This is a genomic window from Pseudomonas sp. SC3(2021) (assembly GCF_019856535.1).
GTDB classification, from domain to species: Bacteria; Pseudomonadota; Gammaproteobacteria; order Pseudomonadales; family Pseudomonadaceae; genus Aquipseudomonas; species Aquipseudomonas monsensis.
Genome location: NZ_CP082236.1, coordinates 3,698,007 through 3,720,211 on the forward strand (window position 1 = coordinate 3,698,007; position 22,205 = coordinate 3,720,211).

At 62.7% G+C, this 22,205-nt stretch carries 9 protein-coding genes; 5 read left to right on the plus strand and 4 right to left on the minus strand.

Annotated features, from left to right (window positions below; all coding sequences use genetic code 11):
• Positions 1 to 4: 4 nt before the first annotated feature.
• From atuC to K5Y35_RS16595, 3 genes are read right to left on the minus strand one after another with little or no spacing between them, the layout of a single operon-like run.
• Entirely contained in the window at positions 5 to 1,621 is a 1,617-nt protein-coding gene (atuC, locus tag K5Y35_RS16585) for a geranyl-CoA carboxylase subunit beta (protein ID WP_186746419.1), read from the minus strand.
• Positions 1,622 to 1,624: 3 nt separating this feature from the next.
• Positions 1,625 to 2,494, minus strand: coding sequence for an SDR family oxidoreductase (locus tag K5Y35_RS16590; RefSeq protein ID WP_123466451.1), 870 nt, complete (start codon positions 2,492 to 2,494; stop codon positions 1,625 to 1,627).
• Positions 2,495 to 2,506: 12 nt separating this feature from the next.
• Positions 2,507 to 4,291 carry an acyclic terpene utilization AtuA family protein gene (locus tag K5Y35_RS16595; RefSeq protein ID WP_222832371.1) on the minus strand — a complete coding sequence of 595 codons (1,785 nt, stop codon included), beginning with the start codon at positions 4,289 to 4,291 and terminating at the stop codon, positions 2,507 to 2,509.
• A gap of 183 nt (positions 4,292 to 4,474) precedes the next feature.
• Between K5Y35_RS16595 and K5Y35_RS16600 the strand changes: the two genes are divergently transcribed.
• The 3 genes from K5Y35_RS16600 (at position 4,475) to K5Y35_RS16610 (ending at position 7,080) form a co-directional block, all read left to right on the plus strand.
• On the plus strand, positions 4,475 to 5,098 hold the full coding sequence (locus K5Y35_RS16600) for a TetR/AcrR family transcriptional regulator (protein ID WP_186746415.1): 624 nt from the start codon (positions 4,475 to 4,477) through the stop codon (positions 5,096 to 5,098).
• 92 nt (positions 5,099 to 5,190) lie between these two features.
• Positions 5,191 to 5,988: a substrate-binding periplasmic protein gene (locus K5Y35_RS16605; RefSeq protein WP_222832372.1), complete on the plus strand. Its 798-nt coding sequence runs from the start codon at positions 5,191 to 5,193 to the stop codon at positions 5,986 to 5,988.
• A 78-nt stretch (positions 5,989 to 6,066) separates the two neighbouring features.
• Positions 6,067 to 7,080, plus strand: a complete 1,014-nt coding sequence (locus K5Y35_RS16610) for a GNAT family N-acetyltransferase (RefSeq protein WP_222832373.1) — start codon at positions 6,067 to 6,069, stop codon at positions 7,078 to 7,080.
• Between the two features lie 96 nt (positions 7,081 to 7,176).
• On the opposite strand, the gene K5Y35_RS16615 is transcribed toward K5Y35_RS16610, so the two are convergent.
• Positions 7,177 to 7,731, minus strand: coding sequence for an RNA polymerase factor sigma-70 (locus K5Y35_RS16615; RefSeq protein WP_123466439.1), 555 nt, complete (start codon positions 7,729 to 7,731; stop codon positions 7,177 to 7,179).
• Between the two features lie 368 nt (positions 7,732 to 8,099).
• Here K5Y35_RS16615 and K5Y35_RS16620 point away from each other — a divergent pair, with 368 nt between their 5' ends.
• Together K5Y35_RS16620 and K5Y35_RS16625 are read left to right on the plus strand one after the other, a co-directional pair.
• On the plus strand, positions 8,100 to 21,098 hold the full coding sequence (locus K5Y35_RS16620; RefSeq protein ID WP_222832374.1) for a non-ribosomal peptide synthetase: 12,999 nt from the start codon (positions 8,100 to 8,102) through the stop codon (positions 21,096 to 21,098).
• 217 nt (positions 21,099 to 21,315) lie between these two features.
• Complete coding sequence (locus K5Y35_RS16625) at positions 21,316 to 22,140, plus strand: alpha/beta fold hydrolase (RefSeq protein WP_222832375.1); 825 nt, start codon at positions 21,316 to 21,318, stop codon at positions 22,138 to 22,140.
• Positions 22,141 to 22,205: the final 65 nt, after the last annotated feature.

Genomic DNA, 22,205 nt, shown 5'->3' on the forward strand with positions numbered 1-22,205 from the left:
GCAGTCAGAAGCGGCTGACGCCGAAGCTGTTGGGTTGCAGCGTGCGAATGTCGGCCTCGTGGCAGATGTCCAGCAGGTAGCCGAGCAGGGTGCGGGTGTCGCGCGGATCGATCAGGCCGTCGTCCCACAGGTTGGCGCTGCCGTAGAGTGCGGTGGACTGGCTGTCGAGTTTCTGCGCGGTGACCTGCTCGAGCATGTCGAGCATTTTCGGGTCTGGCGTCAGGCCATCCTTGAGCTGTTTGGCTTCAGTGACGATGCGCAGGACTTTACCGGCCTGCGCGCCGCCCATCACCGCCGTGCGGCTGTTCGGCCAGGCGAAAATGAAGCGTGGATCGAGACCGCGCCCGCACATCGCATAGTTGCCCGCGCCGTAGGAGCCGCCGACGACAATCGTCAGTTTAGGCACCCGCGCATTGGCCACTGCCTGAATCAGTTTCGAACCGTGCTTGATCACGCCTTGCTGTTCGGATTCGGTGCCGACCATGAACCCGGTGGTGTTGTGGAAAAACAGCAGCGGCGTCTGGCTCTGGTCGCACAACTGAATGAACTGCGCGGCCTTGCTCGCGCCATTGGGCGTGATCGGGCCGTTGTTGCCGATGAAGCCGCAGGCGCGGCCCTGGATCTTCAACTGGCCGCAAAGGGTTTGCTGGTCGTACTCGCCCTTGAATTCGAGGAAGTCCGATTCGTCGGCGATCCGCGCAATGATTTCGCGCACGTCATACGGCTTTTTCGCATCGTCCGGAATCAGTCCGAGCAACTCCTCGATGGGGTACAGCGGTTCCTTGTATTGCGGCTCCGGCAGCCACGGCAGTTGCTCGTTCCACGGCAACATACGGAGGATTTCACGCACCTGACGCACGCCGTCGGCGTCGTTCTCGGCCAAGTATTCGGCAGTGCCGGCAATTTGTGCGTGCATCTCCGCGCCGCCCAGTTCCTCATCGGTGGCCACTTCTCCGGTCGCGGCTTTGAGCAGCGGTGGCCCGGCGAGAAACAGCTTGGCCTTGCCGCGCACCACCACGACGTAATCCGACAGCCCCGGCTGATAGGCGCCACCCGCCGTGGCCGAACCGTGCACCACGGTAATCTGCGGCAAACCCATTGCCGACATGCGCGCCTGATTGGCGAAGCTGCGTGCGCCTTCGACGAAAATTTCTGCGGCGTAATTAAGGTTGGCGCCGCCGCTTTCGGCAAGGGTGATCAAAGGCAGTTTGTTTTCCTGGGCGATCTGCTGCAGGCGCAGGGACTTTTTCAGGCCGCTCGGCGAAATGGTGCCGCCCTTGATCGCACTGTTGTTCGCCACCACCATCGCGCGCACGCCGCAGACGTAGCCGATACCGGCAATCAAGCCGCCACCGGCGGCGCTGCCGTCCTTGTCGTCGTGCAGTTTGTAGCCGGCCAGGCTCGCCAGTTCGAGGAACGGTGCGCCGGGGTCGAGCAACAGGTTCAGGCGTTCGCGGGGTAGCAATTGCCCGCGCTTGTCGAATTTCGCCTTGGCTTCGGCGGCTTTGTTCAACAGGTTCTGTTCGAGTTGCTGGACGTGCTCGATGGCCGCGAGCATCGCCGCGCGGTTGCGGGCGAAGTCTTCGCTGTGCGGATCGAGTCGGGACTGGATCTGCGCCATGGTTTATTCCTTATCCTTGAGCACGTCGGGCAGGTACGCCCGGTGGAACCCGTTGAATGATTCGCTGTGGGTCGCCTTGTGCAACGGCCACGCACGGCTGCCAAGGCTGGCGGCACCGTCGATTTTCAAGGTGCTGCCACTGATGAACGCCGCGGCCGGGCTGAGCAGGAACACAATCGCCGCACTGACTTCCGATTCGGTGCCGATGCGCTTGAGCGGCACGTGTTCGCGCAAGGTCGGGATCACCGCTTTGAAGGCGCCTTCGTAGGTGTCCATGCCGCTGGAGGCGATCCAGCCCGGTGCCACCGCGTTGACCCTGACCCCGGCGTAACCCCACTCGACGGCGGCAGTCTTGGTGAAGTTGTCCATGCCCGAACGCGCCGCGCCGGAGTGGCCCATGCCGGGCATGCCACCCCACATGTCGGCGAGCATGTTGACGATGTTGCCACCGTGCTTGCTCATCGACTGGTTGAACACTTCCCGGGCCATCAGGAAGCCGCCGACCAGATTGGTGCGCAGTACGGTTTCAAAACCTTTCTGATTGATCGAGGCCAGGGGGGAGGGGTACTGGCCGCCGGCATTGTTGACCAGTCCATGAATCGGCCCGTGTTCGGCGATCAGTTCGCGGACCCGTTGTTTCACCGCTTCTTCGTCACGGATGTCGCAGGCTTTCCAGTGCACACGGCCGCCGTCTTCGGCGATTTCGGCGGCGACTTTTTCGAGCTTTTCCGGTTTGCGCCCGACCAGCAGCACATTGGCGCCGAGCGCCGCCAGTTCATGCGCGGTACAACGCCCGATGCCGCTGCCACCACCGGTGACGATGAGGGTCTGGCCGCTGAACAGATCGTTTCTGAAAACCGACGCGTAAGCCATGCACACCATCCTCTAGTCGAACTGTTCGGCGATGCTCTGCGGCACCGGTATCTGGATTTCCAGCAGTTGCTGGGCGAAGGCTTTGCCTTGCGGGTCGATGCGCAGGCTGGCCACACCGCCGCCGCCGAGGGCGTTTTCCAGCAGGAAATTCAGGCTGTGGGTGCCGGGCAGGTACCAGCGCTCGACGCGGCCATGGATCGGATCGAGCACGTGGCTCATCCAGTCGACGATGACGGCCGGGGTCAGCGCCTCGGCGATCCAGGGCAGGTAGTCGGGTTTACGCGGCATGACGCCGATGTTGCTGTGGTTGCCCTTGTCACCGGAGCGCGCCACGGCCAGTTTCACCAGCGGCACACTGACGTCGGCCCGGCCTTGAGGCCTGGGTGGCTGGTCGGGCGCTGGCAGCGCCTGGCTGTCGAGTGGCATGGGCGCCGGCAGGGCGCAGGGATGGCGTTCGCCGGCGATATCGACTTCGAGGTTGCAGACACTTTTATCGATCAGGAACGAGAACAGGCGGATCACCGGGTACACCGTCGGCCGGCCGCCGACAATACCGGTCAGTCCCGGCGCCATGCCGGTGGCCGCCTGGGCGATTTCCCGGGAGAACAGGACCAAGGCCTGTTTGTCCGCATGGCGCACGGCGATCTTGATCACCACTTCGCGGCTGTCGCGGCGCCGCCCGTGGGGGCCATAGGTGGCTTCGCTGCCGAGCAGTTCGATATCGGTTTCGCTGTAGGGGGCCCAGCCGCGCTGGCTGAACATCCCGGATGTCTTGTCGATGATCGCCTGACTGACGCGCCGGGCCTTCTCCACCGCGTCGATACCGGCGATCAGGCAGCTGGCGGTGCAGCGAAAACCGTCCGGGTAGGTGGCGCTGACCTTGTACTTGTCGCTCGGTGGCAGACCTTTGGCACCGTGCACATGCACGGCGTTTTTGCCTTGTTGCTGGAGTTTGACCTGTGTGAAGTCACAGACCACATCGGGCAACAGATACGCCTGCGGGTCGCCGATTTCATAAAGCATCTGCTCGCCAACGGTGAGCGGCGTGACCAGTCCACCGGAACCTTCGGGTTTGCTGACGATGAACTGGCCGTCGCTACTCACCTCGACGATCGGGAAACCGATGTGTTCGTAATCCGGCACGTCGCGCCAGTCGGTGAAGTTACCGCCGGTGCATTGTGCGCCGCATTCGATGATGTGCCCGGCCAGGGCGGCCTGGGCAAGTTTGTCGTAGTCATGCCACGACCAGCCGAACTCATGCACGAGGGCCGCGCTGACCACCGCACTGTCGACCACTCGCCCGGTGATGACGATGTCGGCACCCAGTCGCAGCGCTTCGACAATCCCCGGTGCGCCGAGGTAGGCGTTGGTCGATACGCACATCGGCGGCAACGGCGCACCACTGAACATTTCACTGACGCCGCCGAGCTGTTTGAACTGCGGTTGCAGGTCATCGCCAAGTAATACGGCGATTTTCAGCGCGACCCCGGCCTTGTCGCAGGCGGCTTGCAGAGCGGCGGCGCAGGCTTGCGGGTTGATGCCGCCGGCATTGCTGATCACGCGGATTTTCTGCTTCGCCAGTTGTGACAGCAGTGGTGTGAGGACTTCGATGAAGTCACCGGCAAAACCCGCTTGCGGATCCTTCATGCGAGCACCCGCCATGATCGACATCGTGATCTCGGCGAGGTAATCAAACACCAGATAGTCCAGGCGCCCACCGCCTACAAGCTGCGCGGCGGCGGTGGAGGTGTCTCCCCAGAATGCGCTGGCGCATCCGATGCGGACGGTGGTGGGCATTTTTATCTCCGACTCAGAAACCTGCGACAGAAGTGTCTGGAGGCTACCAAGCAAGCGCTTGGTTTGTAAACAGCTGAAATATCTTCTGCCCAAGCGCTTGCTTGGTCGTCGTCGGCGGCTTAAATTGCGCGCAACCCTGTGGTTTCAGGGGGCAACAGACTGATCGACTGTAGGAGAGAACGGGTGGACGAGCAAAAAGCCCTGAGGGTCATGCGCGAATTGGTCGATCAAGGCCAGTTGACCGACCCGGACAGCGCCCGCGGCAAATTGCTGCAAGTGGCGGCTCACCTGTTTCGCAACAAAGGCTATGAGCGCACCACAGTGCGCGATCTGGCCGGCGCGGTCGGTATCCAGTCGGGCAGCATTTTTCATCACTTCAAGAGCAAGGACGAAATCCTCCGTGCGGTGATGGAAGAAACCATTCGCTACAACACGGCGTTGATGCGAGCGGCGCTGGCCGAAGCGAGCAATGTGCGTGAACGCGTGTTGGCGCTGATTCGCTGCGAATTGCAATCGATCATGGGTGGCAGCGGTGAAGCCATGGCGGTGCTGGTGTACGAATGGCGTTCGTTGTCCGAGGACGGCCAGGCCAAAGTCCTCGCGTTGCGCGATATTTACGAAGCGATCTGGTTAGAGGTGCTGGGTGAGGCCAAGGACGTCGGGTTTATTCGCGGCGATGTATTTATTACCCGACGTTTCCTCACTGGCGCGTTGTCCTGGACCACCACCTGGTTCCGTGCCGGGGGCAGTTTGAGCCTCGATCAACTGGCTGACGAGGCATTGATTCTGGTGCTCGAAGAGCGTTGAGCCACTTTCTATCGGGCCGGGAAACTGGCTAACTGGGCGAAACCGCCTAGCTTGAATGCATTGATCGGTATTTTTTCGGGGAGTGGGGTGTTTTGAAGTCTTCGCCAGTTCGGACGGCCGCTGGGCTGATGCTCGCAGCGCTGGCTGCATTATGGGTTTTGCCCGCGCAGGCAGCGCAATTGGTTCGGGTGGGTGCAGCGCATTTTCCGCCTTACACCATTCGCCCGGAAAACGGGGCCGACACCGGCCTGTTGCCGCAATTGGTCGAGGCGTTGAATCGGTTGCAGAGCGACTATCAGTTTGTCCTCGTACCGACCTCGATTCCCCGACGGTTCGGTGATTTCAAGCAAGGCCGGATCGACATGGCGATCTTCGAGAACCCGGAGTGGGGCTGGAAGGACATTCCCCACTCGGACGTCGACATGGGCCTTGAGGACGCGGAGATTTTCGTCGCGCAACGGGAGGACGGTCGCCAGCAAAACTATTTCGCCGATCTGTCGGGCAAGCGTCTGGCGCTGTTCAGCGGTTATCACTATGAATTCGCCAACTTCAATGCCGACCCGAAGTATCTCGCCCAGAACTACAACGCCACACTGACCTATTCCCACGACAGCAACCTGTTGATGGTTCTGCGCGGCCGCGCCGATATCGCATTGGTGACCCGTTCCTATCTGTTCGATTACCTGCTGCGCAATGAAAAGGTGCGCGAGGCGTTGCTGGTCTCGCAGCGTATCGATCAGGTTTACCACCACTACGCCATTCTTCGCCCGACCGCACCGATCACCGGTGAAGCGTTCGGCAAGTTGCTCAAAGGCCTGCGCGACAATGGCGAAATGCTGAAAATTTTCGAGCCGTACAAGATTGCGGTGGTGCCGGTGCCCCATCACTGATTGTCCTGCTGGCCTAAATTTCCACTCTCGGCTCACGTCCCATCGTTGAACTGTCGACGAATATCGTGAGCCCGACCCATGCCCAATCTGAATGACCTGACTGCCCTGGCGTTGCCTTCGGGCCGTCACCTCGCAGCCGATGCCACTGAAAGCCGTCTGAGCCTGAGCCTGGACGGACAGCCGCTGATTCGTCTGCGCCTCGAACGTGATGGCAAGGGACCGATCCAGCTCGATGAGCGTTATGCGCTGCCTGTGGGGCAAGCGCTGTGGGCAGCCTGTTACTGGTTGTTCGCCCGCGATCCCGCGTGTCAGCAATTGACCTGGCAACTGGATCAACCGCCGACCGACGCCTTGCGCAGCGGTTTGCTGGTGAGCACCGAGGTAGCTGGCGAGTACCGCTGCCAGCGCACGCTGTTCTGGCAACTGCCGCAACCGTGGCTCGGCACTTCACTGGCTGGCAGCTATCCGCAGCACATGGTCATCACCCAGGGCAGGCGCCATCCGCTGCGTCCGGTGAAGCCGCGCGGTGAAGTCTATCGGCGTTTCGATGCGCGTCTTGGCGCGTGGATTTCCCTGCGTTCGCTGGAAATCGAAGAGGATTTGCCACGCTTCCATCGCTGGCAGAACAGCCCGCGGGTCGCCCGTTTCTGGCAGGAAGAGGGCAGCATCGAGCAGCACCGCGAGTACCTGAGCAAACTCGAAACCGATCCACACACCCTGACGCTGATCGGTTGTTTCGACGATCAGCCGTTTGCCTATTTCGAGGCGTATTGGGCGAAAGAGGATCGCATCGCGCCGTTCTACGACGCCGATAATTACGACCGCGGCATTCATATGCTGGTGGGGGAGGAGGAGCATCGCGGGCCGCACAAGGTGGCGAGTTGGCTATCGGCGCTGGTGCATTACCTGTTTCTCGATGATCCGCGCACGCAACGCGTGGTGGCCGAGCCGCGTGCCGACAACGCGAAGATGATCGGGCATATGCAGAACCAGTGCTTCCACTGCGAGAAGGAATTCGACTTTCCGCACAAACGCGCGGCGCTGATGCTGCTGGGGCGCGAGCGGTTTTTTGATCGGTGCACGTTGGCGTAAAAGCAAAAGATCGCAGCCTTCGGCAGTTCCTGCATGAAACGTATTCCTCTGCAGGAGCTGTCGAAGGCTGCGATCTTTCTTGGCCGCGAGCCGGGCTTAGCGACGACCCAACGATGCCGCATCCCCACGACTGCCCGACACCTTGCGGCAGTGCACCAGGGCATCACGAATCATGAAGTTGACCAGGGTCGGCGAGACGCCGAGTTCCTTGGCGATGTCCTTTTGCGGCACGCCGTGCAGGCGGTACATCTCGAACGCATAACGGGTGCGGCTGGGCAGCTCGGTCAGCGCGTCGGCAATGTGTTCCAGGGTCGAGAAGTTGATGTGTGAGGTTTCTGGCGAAGCGCCCTGAATGACCACATTCAACCCTTCCTCTTCGGGGCCCGAATACTTCTGCTCCAGCGCTTGTTTGCGGTAGTGATCAATGGCGAGGTTGCGCACGATCTGGAACAGATAACTCAGTTGAGCCTTGATTGAGGACGTGATCGGTGGCGCCGATTGCAGTCGGAAAAACGCATCCTGCACCACGTCTTCGGCACGCGACCGGCACCCGGTAATGCGGGCGGCGATTTTGACCAGAATCAGTCGATTGTCGACAAAGGCCTGAAGTAGCGGTGAATCGCACCTGCTTGTGGATACTTGTTCCGTCATGGAAATCACCTTGCTGCCAATAGGTTAGTGGGACGGCTGGGGGAGGGGCCGTCCTACACATCGAGCGACAAATTATGTTGAATGATAATGATTGTCAATTGAGAAAGAGAAGTAATGCGCCACAAAGGTGCGTTCTGAGAACTGCGACACGCCGCCACACCCCAGCCCTGTTGGCGCTCCCGCCCGCTGACTAATTATTTCCAGACGTCATCCGTTCTCATTGGTGAATGGCTCCGGCTGCACAGCCCCGGCCAGCCAGCATTCCCAAGCCTTGCGTGGTCGGCACAGACCGCGCCCTGCATGCCCTTGAAGGGGCGTGACGCAGCAACCCGATTCCACTAGCAAGCCGACTTCAGGCAGGAAACCTCATGACCGACGCGTTCGAACTCCCCAGCACCCTGGTCCAAGCCCTCCAGCGCCGCGCGGCCCTGACGCCGGATCAACTGGCCTTGCGTTTTCTCGTTGAAAACCCAGAGCAGGCTGTGGTACTCAGCTATCGCGAACTCGATCAGCGCGCCCGCAGCATCGCGGCCGCGCTCCAGGCTGAAGCCGAGTTCGGCGATCGCGCGGTGCTGTTGTTCCCCAGCGGCCCGGACTACGTTGCGGCGTTCTTTGGTTGCCTGTACGCCGGAGTGATTGCGGTCCCGGCCTATCCGCCGGAGTCGACGCGTCGCCACCATCAAGAGCGTCTGCTGTCGATCATTGCCGACGCCGAGCCGCGTTTGCTGCTGACCAGCGCCGACCTGCGCGATGCCTTGCAGCAGATCGACGGCGCGCCGCCGCTGTTGTGCGTCGACACCCTCGACAGCGCACTGGCCGAGCGTTGGGTTGAACCGACGCTGCCGCCAGAGCACATCGCTTTCCTGCAATACACCTCCGGTTCCACCGCGTTGCCCAAAGGCGTGCAGGTCAGCCACGGCAATCTGGTTGCCAACGAATTGCTGATTCGCCGCGGCTTCGGCATCGACGTGAACCCCGACGACGTGATCGTCAGCTGGTTGCCGCTGTACCACGACATGGGCCTGATCGGCGGTCTGCTCCAGCCGATTTTCAGCGGTGTGCCGTGCATTCTGATGTCGCCGGCGTACTTCCTCGGCCGACCATTGCGCTGGCTCGAAGCGATCAGCCAATACGGCGGCACCATCAGCGGCGGACCGGATTTCGCTTACCGCTTGTGCAGCGAACGGGTCAGCGAATCGGCACTGGAACGGCTCGACCTGAGCCGCTGGCGCGTAGCCTATTCCGGCTCGGAACCGATCCGTCTCGACACCCTTGAACGCTTCGCCGAGAAGTTCACCGCGTGCGGCTTCAGCGAAGACAGTTTCATGGCTTCTTACGGTTTGGCCGAAGCGACGCTGTTCGTGGCCGGTACTCCGCGTGGCACCGGCATTCCGGCACTGCGCGTGGACGATCAGGCATTGGCGCAAAACCGCGCCGAGCCGGGCGACGGCAGCCCGATCATGAGTTGCGGCATCAGTCAGCCAGAGCACGCGGTGCTGATCGCCGACCCGGTCACGCTACAGGAGCTGGCTGACAACACTGTCGGCGAAGTCTGGGCTGCGGGCCCGAGCATCGCCCGCGGTTACTGGCGCAACCCCGAAGCCAGCGCCAGGACTTTCGTCCAGCACGCCGGCCAGACCTGGCTGCGCACCGGCGATCTGGGCTTCGTTCGCGATGGTGAACTGTTCATCACCGGGCGTCTGAAAGACATGCTCATCGTGCGCGGTCACAACCTGTATCCGCAGGACATCGAGCAAACCGTCGAGCGCGAAGTCGAGGTGGTGCGCAAGGGCCGGGTCGCGGCATTTGCGGTTTCTCAGGACGGCGAGGAAGGCATTGGCATCGCTGCGGAAATCAGCCGCAGCGTGCAGAAAATTCTCCCGCCCGAAGCGCTGATCAAAGCCATTCGCCAAGCGGTGGCCGAGGCGTATCAGCAAGCGCCGAGCGTGGTGGTGCTGCTCAATCCGGGCGCCTTGCCGAAGACCTCCAGCGGCAAGCTGCAACGTTCCGCCTGCCGCAATCGTCTGGCCGATGGCAGCCTCGACAGCTATGCGCTGTTCCCGTCCGCGCAGGCCTCCAGCATCGAATCGGCCGTGCAAACCAACGAACTCGAAGCCCTGATCGGCAGGATCTGGGCCGAGCAGCTCAACGTGCAACAGGTCAACGCCGACGACCACTTTTTCCTGCTTGGCGGTAATTCCATCGCCGCCACGCAAGTGATTGCCCGGGTGCGTGAAGCGCTGTCGCTGGAGCTGAATCTGCGCCTGCTGTTCGAGGCGCCGACCCTGTGCGCATTTGCCGCCGCCGTGGCGCAACAGCAACAGGACGGTGGGAGCGCTCAAGGGCAAATCAACTCGCTCTCGCGCAGCGAGCCAATCGTGCAATCCCTGGCACAAAACCGTCTGTGGATCACCTGGCAGCTCGACCCGCACAGCAGCGCCTACAACATTCCCGGTGCCCTGCGTCTGCGCGGCGAACTGGACCAGGACGCCGTGCGCGCCAGCTTCCAGCAACTGATCGAACGCCACGAATCGCTGCGCACGCGCTTTTTCGAACGCGACGGCGTGGCCCTGCAACAGGTCGAGGCGGCGACTGAATTCAATCTGCAACTGATCGACATCAGCGACCTGCCAGCCCACGAGCGTGAAGCCCGCGCGCAACAGATCCGTGAAGACGCAGCGCGCACCCGGTTCGACCTGGAAAAAGGCCCGCTGCTGTGGGTGACGCTGGTGCGGCTCGGCGACGAAGATCATCAACTGCTGGTGACACTGCACCACATCATCGCCGACGGCTGGTCGCTGAACCTGCTGATCGACGAGTTCTCGCGCCTGTACGCCGCTGCCACCCAAGGCCAGCGCGCCGACCTTGCGCCGCTGCCGACCCAATACGCCGACTACGGCAGCTGGCAGCGCCAATGGCTGGCGCAAGGCGAGGGCGAGCGGCAACTGGCGTACTGGAAAGCACAACTGGGCGACGAACAGCCGGTGCTGGAACTGGCCACCGATCATCCTCGCTCGGCCAGACAATTGCACAGCGCCGCCCGCCACAGCGTGCGCCTCGGCGTCAGCCTCAGCGATGCGATCAAACAGACCGCCCAGGCCCACCAAGCGACGCCGTTCATGCTGTTGCTCGCGGCCTTGCAGAGCCTGCTGCACCGCTACAGCGGTCAGCGCGACATTCGCATCGGCGTGCCCAATGCCAACCGTCCGCGCCTGGAAACCCAAGGCCTGATCGGCTTCTTCATCAACACCCAGGTGCTGCGTGCCGAGGTCGATTCGCACCTGTCGTTTGTCGAGTTGCTGACGCAGACCCGCGAGGCCACGCTTGGCGCTCAAGCCCATCAGGACTTGCCGTTCGAACAACTGCTCGAAGCCTTCCCGCAGGCTCGCGAACACGGCCTGTTTCAGGTGATGTTCAACCACCAGCAACGCGATCTCGGCGCGCTGAAACGCTTGCCGGGGCTGCTCGCCGAAGAACTGCCGTGGCACAGCCGCGAGGCCAAGTTCGACCTGCAACTGCACAGCGAAGAGGATCGCAACGGGCGCCTGACATTGTCCTTCGACTACGCCGACGAGTTGTTCGAAGCGGCGACCATCGAGCGTCTGGCCGAACACTTCAGCAACCTGCTGTGCGCCGTCTGCGAGCAGCCGCAACAGGCGATCGGCGACCTGCAATTGCTCACGCCGTGCGAGCACGAACAGCAACAGGCATGGAGCGTCGCACCATGCACCCCGGCGCGACAATGGCTGCCGGAACGGCTCAACGATCAGGCGCGCCAGACCCCGGAACGCACTGCGCTGGTGTGGGACGGCGGCAGTCTCGATTTCGCCGAATTGCACGCCCAGGCCAACCGCCTCGCGCATTACCTGCGCGACAAAGGGGTCGGCCCGGACGTATGTGTGGCGATTGCTGCCGAGCGTTCACCGCAACTGCTGATCGGCCTGCTGGCGATTCTCAAGGCCGGCGGTGCCTATGTGCCGCTGGACCCGGATTACCCGGCCGAGCGTCTGGCCTACATGCTCAGCGACAGCGGTGTCGAACTGCTGCTGACCCAGACCGCGTTGCTTGACCGTCTGCCGGCCCGCGACGGCGTCAGTGTGATCGCGATGGACGCGCTGCACCTGGAAAACTGGCCGAGTCAGGCGCCGGGTCTGCACCTGCACGGCGACAACCTCGCCTACGTGATTTACACCTCGGGTTCCACCGGCCAACCGAAGGGCGTCGGCAACACTCACGCCGCCTTGGCCGAACGTCTGCAATGGATGCAAAACACCTACGGCCTCGATGAAACCGACGTGCTGATGCAAAAGGCCCCGATCAGTTTCGACGTGTCGCTGTGGGAGTGCTTCTGGCCGCTGATCACCGGCGCGCGGCTGTTGATTGCCGCGCCGGGCGAGCACCGCGATCCGCATCGCATCGCCCAACTGGTTCAGCAATATGGCGTGACGACGTTGCACTTCGTGCCGCCGCTGCTTTCGCTGTTCATCGACGAACCGCTCAGCGCCGAATGCACCAGCCTGCGTCGGCTGTTCTCCGGTGGTGAAGCGCTGCCGCCAGAACTGCGCAACCGCGTGTTGGCGCAACTGCCGGCGGTGCAATTGCACAACCGTTATGGCCCGACCGAAACCGCGATCAATGTCACCCACTGGCACTGCACAGCGGCTGATGGCGAGCGTTCGCCGATCGGCCGGCCGTTGGGCAACGTGATCTGCCGCGTACTCGACGCCGATCTCAATCCGGTGCCGGCCGGGGTGCCGGGTGAACTGTGCATCAGCGGCATCGGTCTCGCTCGCGGTTACCTTGGTCGCCCGGCGCTGACTGCCGAGCGTTTCGTGGTCGATCCGCTGGGTGAGCAGGGCGCGCGTTTGTACCGCACCGGTGACCGCGCACGGTGGACCTCGGACGGTGTGATCGAATACCTCGGTCGTCTCGATCAGCAGGTCAAACTGCGTGGCTTCCGTGTCGAGCCGGAAGAAATCGAAGCGCGCCTGCTGGCTCAGGAAGGTGTCGCCCAAGCCGTGGTGCTGGTGCGTGAAACCGCTGCCGGCGCGCAACTGATCGGCTATTTCACTGCTGCCGATGGCAGCGAAGATCAGGACGTACTGATTGCCCGTCTGAAAACCGCTTTGGCCGCCGAGCTGCCGGAATACATGGTCCCGGCGCAACTGATGCGTCTCGAACAAATGCCCCTGAGCCCCAGCGGCAAACTCGACCGTCGCGCCTTGCCCGAGCCGCAGTGGCAAGTCCGCGAGCATGTCGAGCCGGTCACTGAGCTGGAACAACAGATCGCCGCGATCTGGCGCGAAGTACTGGGTCTGGCGCAAGTCGGTCTGCGCGACGACTTTTTCGCCCTCGGCGGGCACTCGCTGCTGGCCACGCAAATCATCTCGCGCAGCCGTCAGGCCTGTGACGTCGAGTTGCCGCTGCGCGCCTTGTTCGAACACAGCGAACTTGGCGATTTTGCCGAGCAGATCCGCCTGATCCAGGCCAGCGGCAAGACCAACCAGCAGCCACCGATTGCAAAAGTCGACCGCAGCCAACCGGTGCCGCTGTCCTATTCGCAACAGCGCATGTGGTTCCTCTGGCAGATGGAACCGGACAGCCCGGCGTACAACGTCGGCGGCATGGCGCGCCTGCGTGGCGTGTTGCATGTCGAGCGTTTCGAGGCGGCCTTGCAGGCATTGATCCTGCGCCACGAAACCCTGCGCACCACCTTCCCGAGCATCGACGGCGTGGCCCGGCAGCAGGTGCATGCCGAGACGGGTGTACGCATGGGCTGGAAGGATTTTTCGAAACTGCCGGCTGACCAGCGTGAGCAGAAGGTGCAGCAACTGGCCGATGCCGAAGCGCACCTGCCGTTCGATCTGGAAACCGGGCCGCTGTTGCGCGCCTGTCTGGTGAAGACCGCCGGACATGAGCACTACTTTGTCCTGACCCTGCACCACATCGTCACCGAAGGCTGGGCGATGGACATCTTCGCCCGCGAACTCAGCGCGTTGTATGAAGCGTTCGTCGATGACCGCGACTCGCCGCTGGAGCCGTTGCCGGTGCAGTACCTTGATTACAGCGTCTGGCAGCGCAACTGGCTGGAGTCCGGTGAACGTCAGCGCCAACTCGACTACTGGACCGCGCAACTCGGACGCGAACATCCGCTGCTGGAGCTGCCCGGCGACCGTCCGCGTCCGCCGGTGCAAAGCCACCAGGGCGAACTGTTCCGTTTCGACCTCAGTGATGATCTCGCCGCCCGTGTCCGTGCCTTCAATGCGCAAAACGGTCTGACCCTGTTCATGACCATGACCGCCGCGCTCGCCACCTTGCTCTACCGCTACAGTGGCCAGACCGACCTGCGCATCGGTGCGCCGGTGGCCAACCGTATCCGCCCGGAAAGCGAAGGGCTGATCGGCGCGTTCCTCAACACCCAGGTGCTGCGTTGCCAGCTCGACGGCCAGATGTCGGTGGGCGAGTTGTTCGAGCAGGTGCGCCATACCGTGATCGAGGGCCAGTCGCATCAGGACCTGCCGTTCGATCATCTGGTCGAAGCCCTGCAGCCACCGCGCAGCGCCGCGTACAACCCGCTGTTCCAGGTCATGTGCAATGTGCAGCGCTGGGAGTTCCAGCAGAGCCGCCTGCTCGCCGGGATGACCGTCGAGTACCTGGCCAACGATGCGCGAGCGACCAAGTTCGACCTCAACCTTGAAGTCACCGACCTCGACCATCGCCTCGGTTGCTGCCTGACCTACAGCACTGATCTGTTCGATGAACCGACCATTGCACGCATGGCCTGCCATTGGCGCAATCTGCTCGAAGCGCTGATCAGCGATCCGCACCAACGCCTCAGCGAGTTGCCGCTGCTGGCGGCGCCAGAACAACAGCAACTAATCGACAGCCTCGGTGCGGAGCCGGGCGAACATCGCCTCGATCAGTGCATCCATCACCTGTTCGCCGAGCAGGCGCTGGCCCGTAAAGACGCGCCGGCCCTGACGTTCGCCGGGCAGACCCTGAGCTACGCCGAACTCGACGCCCGCGCCAATCGCCTGGCCTGGGCCCTGCGTGAACGCGGCGTCGGTCCGCAAGTGCGGGTCGGTCTGGCGCTGGAGCGCTCGCTAGAAATGGTTGTCGGCCTGCTGGCGATTCTCAAGGCCGGCGGCGCGTACGTGCCGCTGGACCCGGAATATCCGCTCGACCGTTTGCACTACATGATCGAAGACAGCCGCATTGGTCTGCTGCTCAGCGATCAGGCAATGTTCAATGCTCTTGGTGATCTGCCGCCGAGCGTGGCGCGCTGGAGCCTGGAAGAAGACAGTCCGGCACTGGCCGGCTACCCGGCCACCGAGCTGCCGTTGATCAGCTTGCCGCAGCATCAGGCGTACCTGATTTACACCTCCGGTTCGACCGGTAAACCGAAGGGTGTGGTGGTTTCTCACGGCGAAATCGCCATGCACTGCCAGGCCGTGATCACGCGTTTCGGCATGCGCCCGGACGACTGCGAACTGCACTTCTATTCGATCAACTTCGACGCCGCCACCGAGCGGCTGTTGGTGCCGCTGCTCAGCGGCGCGCAGGTGGTGCTGCGGGCGCAAGGGCAGTGGGATGCCGAAGAAATCTGCGGTTTGATCCGCCGCCACAAGATCAACGTCCTCGGTTTCACCCCGAGCTACGGCAGCCAGTTGGCGCAGTTCCTCGCCACGCAAAATCAAACGCTGCCGGTGCGGATGATCATCACCGGCGGCGAAGCGCTGACCGGCGAACACCTGCAGCGGATTCGTGCCGCGTTCAAACCGAGCCTGTTTTTCAACGCCTACGGCCCGACCGAAACCGTGGTCATGCCACTCGCCAGTCTGGCCCCGGAAGTGCTGGAAGAAGGCGCCGGCAGCGTGCCGATCGGCAGCGTGATCGGCGACCGCCTGGCGTACATTCTCGACGCCGATCTGGCGCTGGTGCCGCAAGGCGCGACCGGTGAGTTGTTCGTCGGCGGCGCCGGTCTGGCGCAGGGTTATCACGACCGCCCGGGCATCACGGCCGAGCGTTTTGTCGCCGACCCGTTTGCCGCGAATGGCGGGCGCATGTACCGCACCGGCGACCTGGTGCGCCAGCGTGCCGATGGCTTGGTGGAGTATCTGGGGCGGATCGACCATCAGGTGAAAATTCGTGGTTTCCGCATCGAACTGGGCGAGATCGAAACCCGCCTGCTTGATCACGCTTCGATCCGTGAAACGGTGGTGCTGGCGCTGGATGCGCCGAGCGGCAAACAACTGGTTGCCTATCTGGTCAGCGAAGTCGCCGAGCAAGGTGAAGTACAACAGGCCGAACTGCGCGACGCATTGAAGGCGCACCTCAAAGCGCAACTGCCGGACTACATGGTGCCGACGCACCTGATCCTGCTGGCGCGCATGCCGCTCACCGCCAACGGCAAACTCGACCGTCGTGCTTTGCCCGCGCCGGACCCTGAGCTGAATCGTCAGGACTACGTCGCCCCGAGCAACGAACTGGAACAGGCCCTGGCGCAGATCTGGTGCGAAGTGCTCAACGTCAAGCAGGTCGGCCTCAACGACAACTTCTTCGAACTCGGTGGCGACTCGATTCTGTCGATTCAAGTGGTCAGTCGGGCGCGGCAGCAGGGCATCCATTTCAGCCCCCGGGACCTGTTCCAGCATCAGACTGTGCAGACCCTCGCCGGGGTCGCCAGCCGCAGCGAGCAAGTGACTGCCGAACAGGGGCTGGTCAGCGGTGACTCGGCGCTGACGCCGATCCAGCACTGGTTCTTCGACACTGAAATCCCGGAGCGTCAGCACTGGAACCAGGCCTTGCTGCTGGAGCCGAGCGTGGCGCTGGAACCGCAGCGTCTGGAGCAGGCGCTGCTGGCGGTGATCGAGCAGCACGACGCGCTGCGTTTGCGCTTCATGCAGACCAATGATCAGTGGCAGGCAACGCATCAAGTGGTGTCCGATGCCGAGGTACTGTGGCAAGTACGGGTGGCAGCGATGGACAAGTGCCAAGCGCTGTTCGCCGATGCCCAGCGCAGCCTCGAACTGCAAAACGGCCCGTTATTGCGCGCGTTGCTGGTCGATGGGCCAGAAGGACAGCAGCGGTTGTTCATTGCCATCCATCACCTGGTGGTCGACGGTGTCTCGTGGCGCGTGCTGCTCGACGATCTGCAAACCGTGTATCGCCAACTCGACGCCGAACAAGCGGTGAAGCTGCCGGCGAAAACCAGTGCCTTCAAGGACTGGACGGCACGCTTGCAGGCCTACGCCGGCAGCGAATCCCTGCGCGAAGAACTGAGTTGGTGGCAGACGCAACTGGCCGGGCCGAGCGCCGACCTGCCATGCGAAAACCCGCAGGGTGGACGGCAGAACCGGCATGCGCAAACCGTCAGCGTGCACCTCGATGCCGAGCGCACTCAGCAACTGCTGCAACAGGCGCCGCGTGCCTATCGCACGCAGGTCAACGACCTGTTGCTGACTGCGCTGGCCCGCGTCTTGTGCCGCTGGAGCGGGCAGCCGTCGGCGCTGATTCAGCTCGAAGGCCACGGCCGCGAAACCCTGTTCGACGAGATCGACCTGACCCGCACCGTCGGCTGGTTCACCAGCGCCTATCCATTACGCCTGACCCCGCACAACATTGAAGAAGCGGCCGGGCAGGGCGCTTCGATCAAGGCGATCAAGGAGCAACTGCGCGCGGTGCCGCACAAAGGCCTGGGCTATGGCGTCCTGCGTTATCTGGCCGATGACCTCAGTCAGCGCAGCATGGCGGCGTTGCCCAACGCACCGGTCACCTTCAACTACCTCGGCCAGTTCGACCAGAGTTTTGGCAGCGATGCGCTGTTCCGTCCTCTCGATGAACCGGTCGGCGCCGCTCACGATCCGCAGGCGCCGCTGCCCAACGAGTTGAGCATCGACAGTCAGGTGTATGGCGGTGAACTGCTGCTGCGCTGGACTTTCAGCGCCGAGCGTTATGACGCGCCGACCATCGTTGATCTGGCCGACGCCTACCTTGGCGAACTGCAAAGCCTGATCGCCCATTGCCTGCAAGACACGGCCGGCGGGTTGACGCCGTCGGACTTCCCGCTGGCGAAACTGACTCAGGCGCAACTCGATGCGTTGCCGGTGCCGGCGGCGCACATCGAAGACGTCTATCCGCTGACGCCGATGCAGGAAGGCATGCTCCTGCACACCTTGCTCGAACCGGGCACGGGCCTGTACTACATGCAGGATCGCTACCGCATCAACAGCGAACTCGATCCCGAGCGTTTTGCCCAGGCCTGGCAAGCGGTGGTCGCCCGTCACGAAGCGCTGCGTGCGTCGTTCTGCTGGAACGTCGGCGAAGACATGCTGCAAGTGATTCACTCCCCGGGGCGCACGCCGATCGAGTACCTGGACTGGAGCAACGTTGCCGAGGCCGAGCAAGAACCGAAGTTGCAGGCGTTGCTCAAAAGCGAGCGCGAGGCCGGTTTCGATCTGCTCAATCAGGCACCGTTCCACCTGCGCCTGATCAAGGTCGGCGCGGCGCGTTACTGGTTCATGATGAGCAACCACCACATCCTGATTGATGCCTGGTGCCGCTCGTTGCTGATGAACGATTTTTTCGAGATCTACACCGCCCTCGGTGAAGGTCGCGAAGCGCATTTGTCGGTGCCGCCGCGCTACCGCGATTACATCGGCTGGCTGCAACGCCAGAGCCTGGCCGAGGCGCGCCAGTGGTGGCAGCAGAACCTGCAAGGGTTCGAGCGCACCACGCCGATCCCGAGCGACCGGCCATTCCTGCGTGAACATGCCGGCGAAAGCGGCGGCATGATCGTCGGCGACTGCTACACCCGCCTCAATGTCGAGGACGGTGCACGTCTGCGTGAACTGGCCCAGGCCCATCAACTGACAGTGAACACCTTCGCTCAAGCGGCGTGGGCCTTGGTGCTGCGCCGCCTGAGCGGTGATCGTGACGTGCTGTTCGGTGTGACCGTGGCCGGACGTCCGGTGGACATGCCGGAGATGCAACGCACCGTCGGCCTGTTCATCAACAGCATTGCCCTGCGGGTGAAGATGCCCGAGGACGATCAGCGCAGCAGCGTGCGCCAGTGGCTGAGCGCGCTGCTCGACAGCAACATGCAACTGCGCGAGTACGAATATCTGCCGCTGGTGAACATTCAGGAACAGAGCGAACTGCCGAAAGGCCAGCCGCTGTTCGACAGCCTGTTCGTGTTTGAAAACGCGCCGGTGGAAGTCTCGGTACTGGACCGTGCGCAGAGCCTCAACGCGACCTCTGATTCTGGCCGCACCCACACCAACTTCCCGTTGACGGCGGTGTGTTATCCGGGCGATGACCTTGGGTTGCATCTGTCGTATGACCAGCGCTACTTCGACGAGTCGACCATTGAGCGCATGCTCGGCGAGTTCAAGCGTCTGTTGCTGGCGCTGGTCGATGGCTTCCATGGCGACATGGCCGAACTGCCGTTGCTGGGCCGTGAGGAGCAGGACTTCCTGCTGCACGGTTGCAACCGGAGCGCACACGATTATCCACTGGAGCAGAGCTACGTGGCGCTGTTCGAAGCGCAGGTGGCGGCGCACCCGCAACGCATCGCTGCCACATGCCTGGATCAGCAACTGAGCTATGCCGAGCTGAACCATAACGCCAACCGCCTCGGCCATGCCCTGGTCGCAGCCGGGCTGCAGATGGATCAACCGGTGGCGTTGCTGGCCGAGCGTAACCTCGATCTGCTCGGGATGATCATCGGCAGCTTCAAGGCCGGTGGCGGTTACCTGCCGCTGGATCCCGGCCTGCCGGGCCAGCGCCTGCAACGCATCCTTGAGCTGAGCCGGGCGCCGGTGCTGGTGTGCAGTGCCGCCTGCCAGGCACAGGCGCAGGCCTTGCTGGATGAATTCAGCTGCGCCAACCGTCCGCGTCTGTTGGTCTGGGAAACGCTGCAAGCGCAGACGACATCGGTGGAAAACCCGGGTATTCACAGCGGCCCGGACAACCTCGCCTATGTGATCTACACCTCGGGCTCGACCGGCCTGCCGAAAGGCGTGATGGTCGAGCAGCGCGGCATGCTCAACAACCAGTTGAGCAAGCGTCCGTACCTCGATTTGAGTGAGGCCGATGTGATCGCACAGACCGCTTCGCAAAGCTTCGATATTTCGGTCTGGCAGTTCCTCGCCGCGCCGCTGTTCGGCGCTCGGGTGGATATTGTGCCGAACGCCATCGCCCACGATCCGCAGGGGTTGCTGATGCATGTGCAGGCGCAGGGCATCACCGTGCTGGAGAGCGTGCCGTCGCTGATACAAGGCATGCTTGCCTCGGAGCGCCTGAGCCTCGACGGCCTGCGCTGGATGCTGCCGACTGGCGAAGCGATGCCGCCGGAACTGGCGCATCAGTGGCTGTTGCGTTATCCGCAGATCGGGCTGGTCAATGCTTACGGTCCGGCAGAATGTTCCGATGACGTGGCGTTTTTCCGCGTCGATCTGGCCTCGACCCGCGGCAGCTACTTGCCGATTGGTACGCCGACCGACAACAACCTGCTCTATCTGGTCGATGGCGCGCTGGAATTGGTGCCGTTGGGTGCGGTGGGTGAGTTGTGCGTGGCCGGTACTGGCGTCGGTCGCGGTTACGTCAGCGATCCGCTGCGCACCGCGCCGGTGTTCGTACCGAACCCGTTCGGCGCGCCGGGCGAGCGTCTGTACCGTACCGGTGACCTGGCGCGACGCCGCAGTGACGGTGTGCTGGAGTACGTCGGGCGGGTCGACCATCAGGTGAAGATTCGCGGTTACCGCATCGAACTGGGTGAAATCGAGGCGCGTCTGCACGAGCAACCGGAAGTCCGTGATGCGGCCGTCGGGGTGCAGGAAGGGGTCAATGGCAAGCACTTGGTCGGCTATCTGGTCGCGGCGGACTCGGCGCTCAATCCGAGCGAACGCCTGGAACGGATCAAGCAACGCCTGCGCAGCGAACTGCCGGAATACATGGTGCCGCTGCACTGGTTGTGGCTGGATCAGCTGCCGCATAACGCCAACGGCAAACTCGACCGCAAGGCCCTGCCGGCGCTGGAGATCGGCCAGTTGCAGAGCGCGGATTACCTGGCCCCGCGCAACGAGCTGGAGCAGACCCTGGCCGATATCTGGGCCGAGGTGCTGAAGGTCGACAAGGTCGGCGTGCGCGACAACTTCTTCGAGTTGGGCGGGCATTCGTTGCTGGCTACGCAGATCGCTTCGCGGGTGCAGAAAACCCTGCAACGCGATGTGCCGCTGCGGGCAATGTTCGAGTGCAGCACGGTGCAGGAGCTGGCCGAGTACATCGAAGGCCTGGCGGCCAGTGACATCACCGAGGACAAGGTGGATCGGTTGAATGACCTGATGGCGGAGCTGGAAGGGTTGTAATCTGCGGCCCCATTGCTGGCAAGCCAGCGCCCACAGTGATCGAACGTGTTCACAACATTTGTGTGCAGCGTAGAACCTGTGGGAGCTGGCTTGCCAGCGATGGCGTCAGTGAATTCAACACAAATAAACCGGCACATTCACGTACATTTCCCAGGTTGACGACAAACCACCGGCAGCTCAGGCTGCCGGTTCTCTTTTTCTACCGCGGGGGTGGTCGATGGCTTTTTTCACGGTTGACGGACAAGCGCTGCACTACATTGATCAAGGCACCGGCCCGGCCGTGTTGCTGGTGGGCAGTTATCTGTGGGACACCGCCATGTGGGCGCCGCAGATTGCTGCACTGTCGCCGCACTATCGGGTGATCGCCCTGGATCTTTGGGGCCACGGTGAGTCCGGCGCGTTGCCGCAAGGCACCACTTCGCTGGACGACATCGCCCGTCAGGTGCAGGCGTTGCTCGATCACCTGGAGATCGACCAGGTCACTCTGGTCGGGTTGTCGGTCGGAGGCATGTGGGGCGTACGCCTGGCATTGTCGGCGCCGCAACGGGTCAACGGCCTGGTGCTGATGGACACTTACGTCGGCGTCGAGCCAGAGCCTACCCGCCAGTACTATTTTTCGCTGTTCAAGCAGATCGAAGAATCCGGCGAAATCTCTGACCTCTTGCTCGACATCGTCGTGCCGATCTTCTTCCGTCCGGGCATTGATCCGCAGTCGGCGCTTTACCAGGATTTCCGCGCGAAACTGGCGGCGTATTCGTCTGACCGTCTGCGCGACAGCATCGTGCCAATGGGGCGTATCACCTTCAGTCGGGATGATCTGTTGCCACGCCTGGGCGAGTTGAATGCACAGGCCACGCTGGTGCTGTGCGGCGATCAGGACAAACCACGGCCACCGGCGGAAACGCAGGAAATGGCTGAGTTGATTGGTTGCCCGTGGTTGTTGGTGCCGGAGGCAGGGCATATCTCCAGTCTGGAGAATCCGGCGTTTGTGAACGAGGTGCTGTTCAGCTTCTTGAGCGAGCGCAACCGCCACACCGCGTAAACGTTCTTCGCGAGCAAGCCCGCTGCCACAGAGGATTTCAATCCAGGGTGGGAGCGGGCTTGCTC

Excerpts from the sequence above, each read along its gene's own strand:
- atuC (WP_186746419.1), bottom strand. The coding sequence starts at position 1,621 with ATGGCGCAGATCCAGTCCCGACTCGATCCGCACAGCGAAGACTTCGCC.
- K5Y35_RS16590 (WP_123466451.1), bottom strand. The coding sequence starts at position 2,494 with ATGGCTTACGCGTCGGTTTTCAGAAACGATCTGTTCAGCGGCCAGACC.
- K5Y35_RS16595 (WP_222832371.1), bottom strand. The coding sequence starts at position 4,291 with ATGCCCACCACCGTCCGCATCGGATGCGCCAGCGCATTCTGGGGAGAC.
- K5Y35_RS16610 (WP_222832373.1), top strand. The coding sequence starts at position 6,067 with ATGCCCAATCTGAATGACCTGACTGCCCTGGCGTTGCCTTCGGGCCGT.
- K5Y35_RS16615 (WP_123466439.1), bottom strand. The coding sequence starts at position 7,731 with ATGACGGAACAAGTATCCACAAGCAGGTGCGATTCACCGCTACTTCAG.
- K5Y35_RS16620 (WP_222832374.1), top strand. The coding sequence starts at position 8,100 with ATGACCGACGCGTTCGAACTCCCCAGCACCCTGGTCCAAGCCCTCCAG.
- K5Y35_RS16625 (WP_222832375.1), top strand. The coding sequence starts at position 21,316 with ATGGCTTTTTTCACGGTTGACGGACAAGCGCTGCACTACATTGATCAA.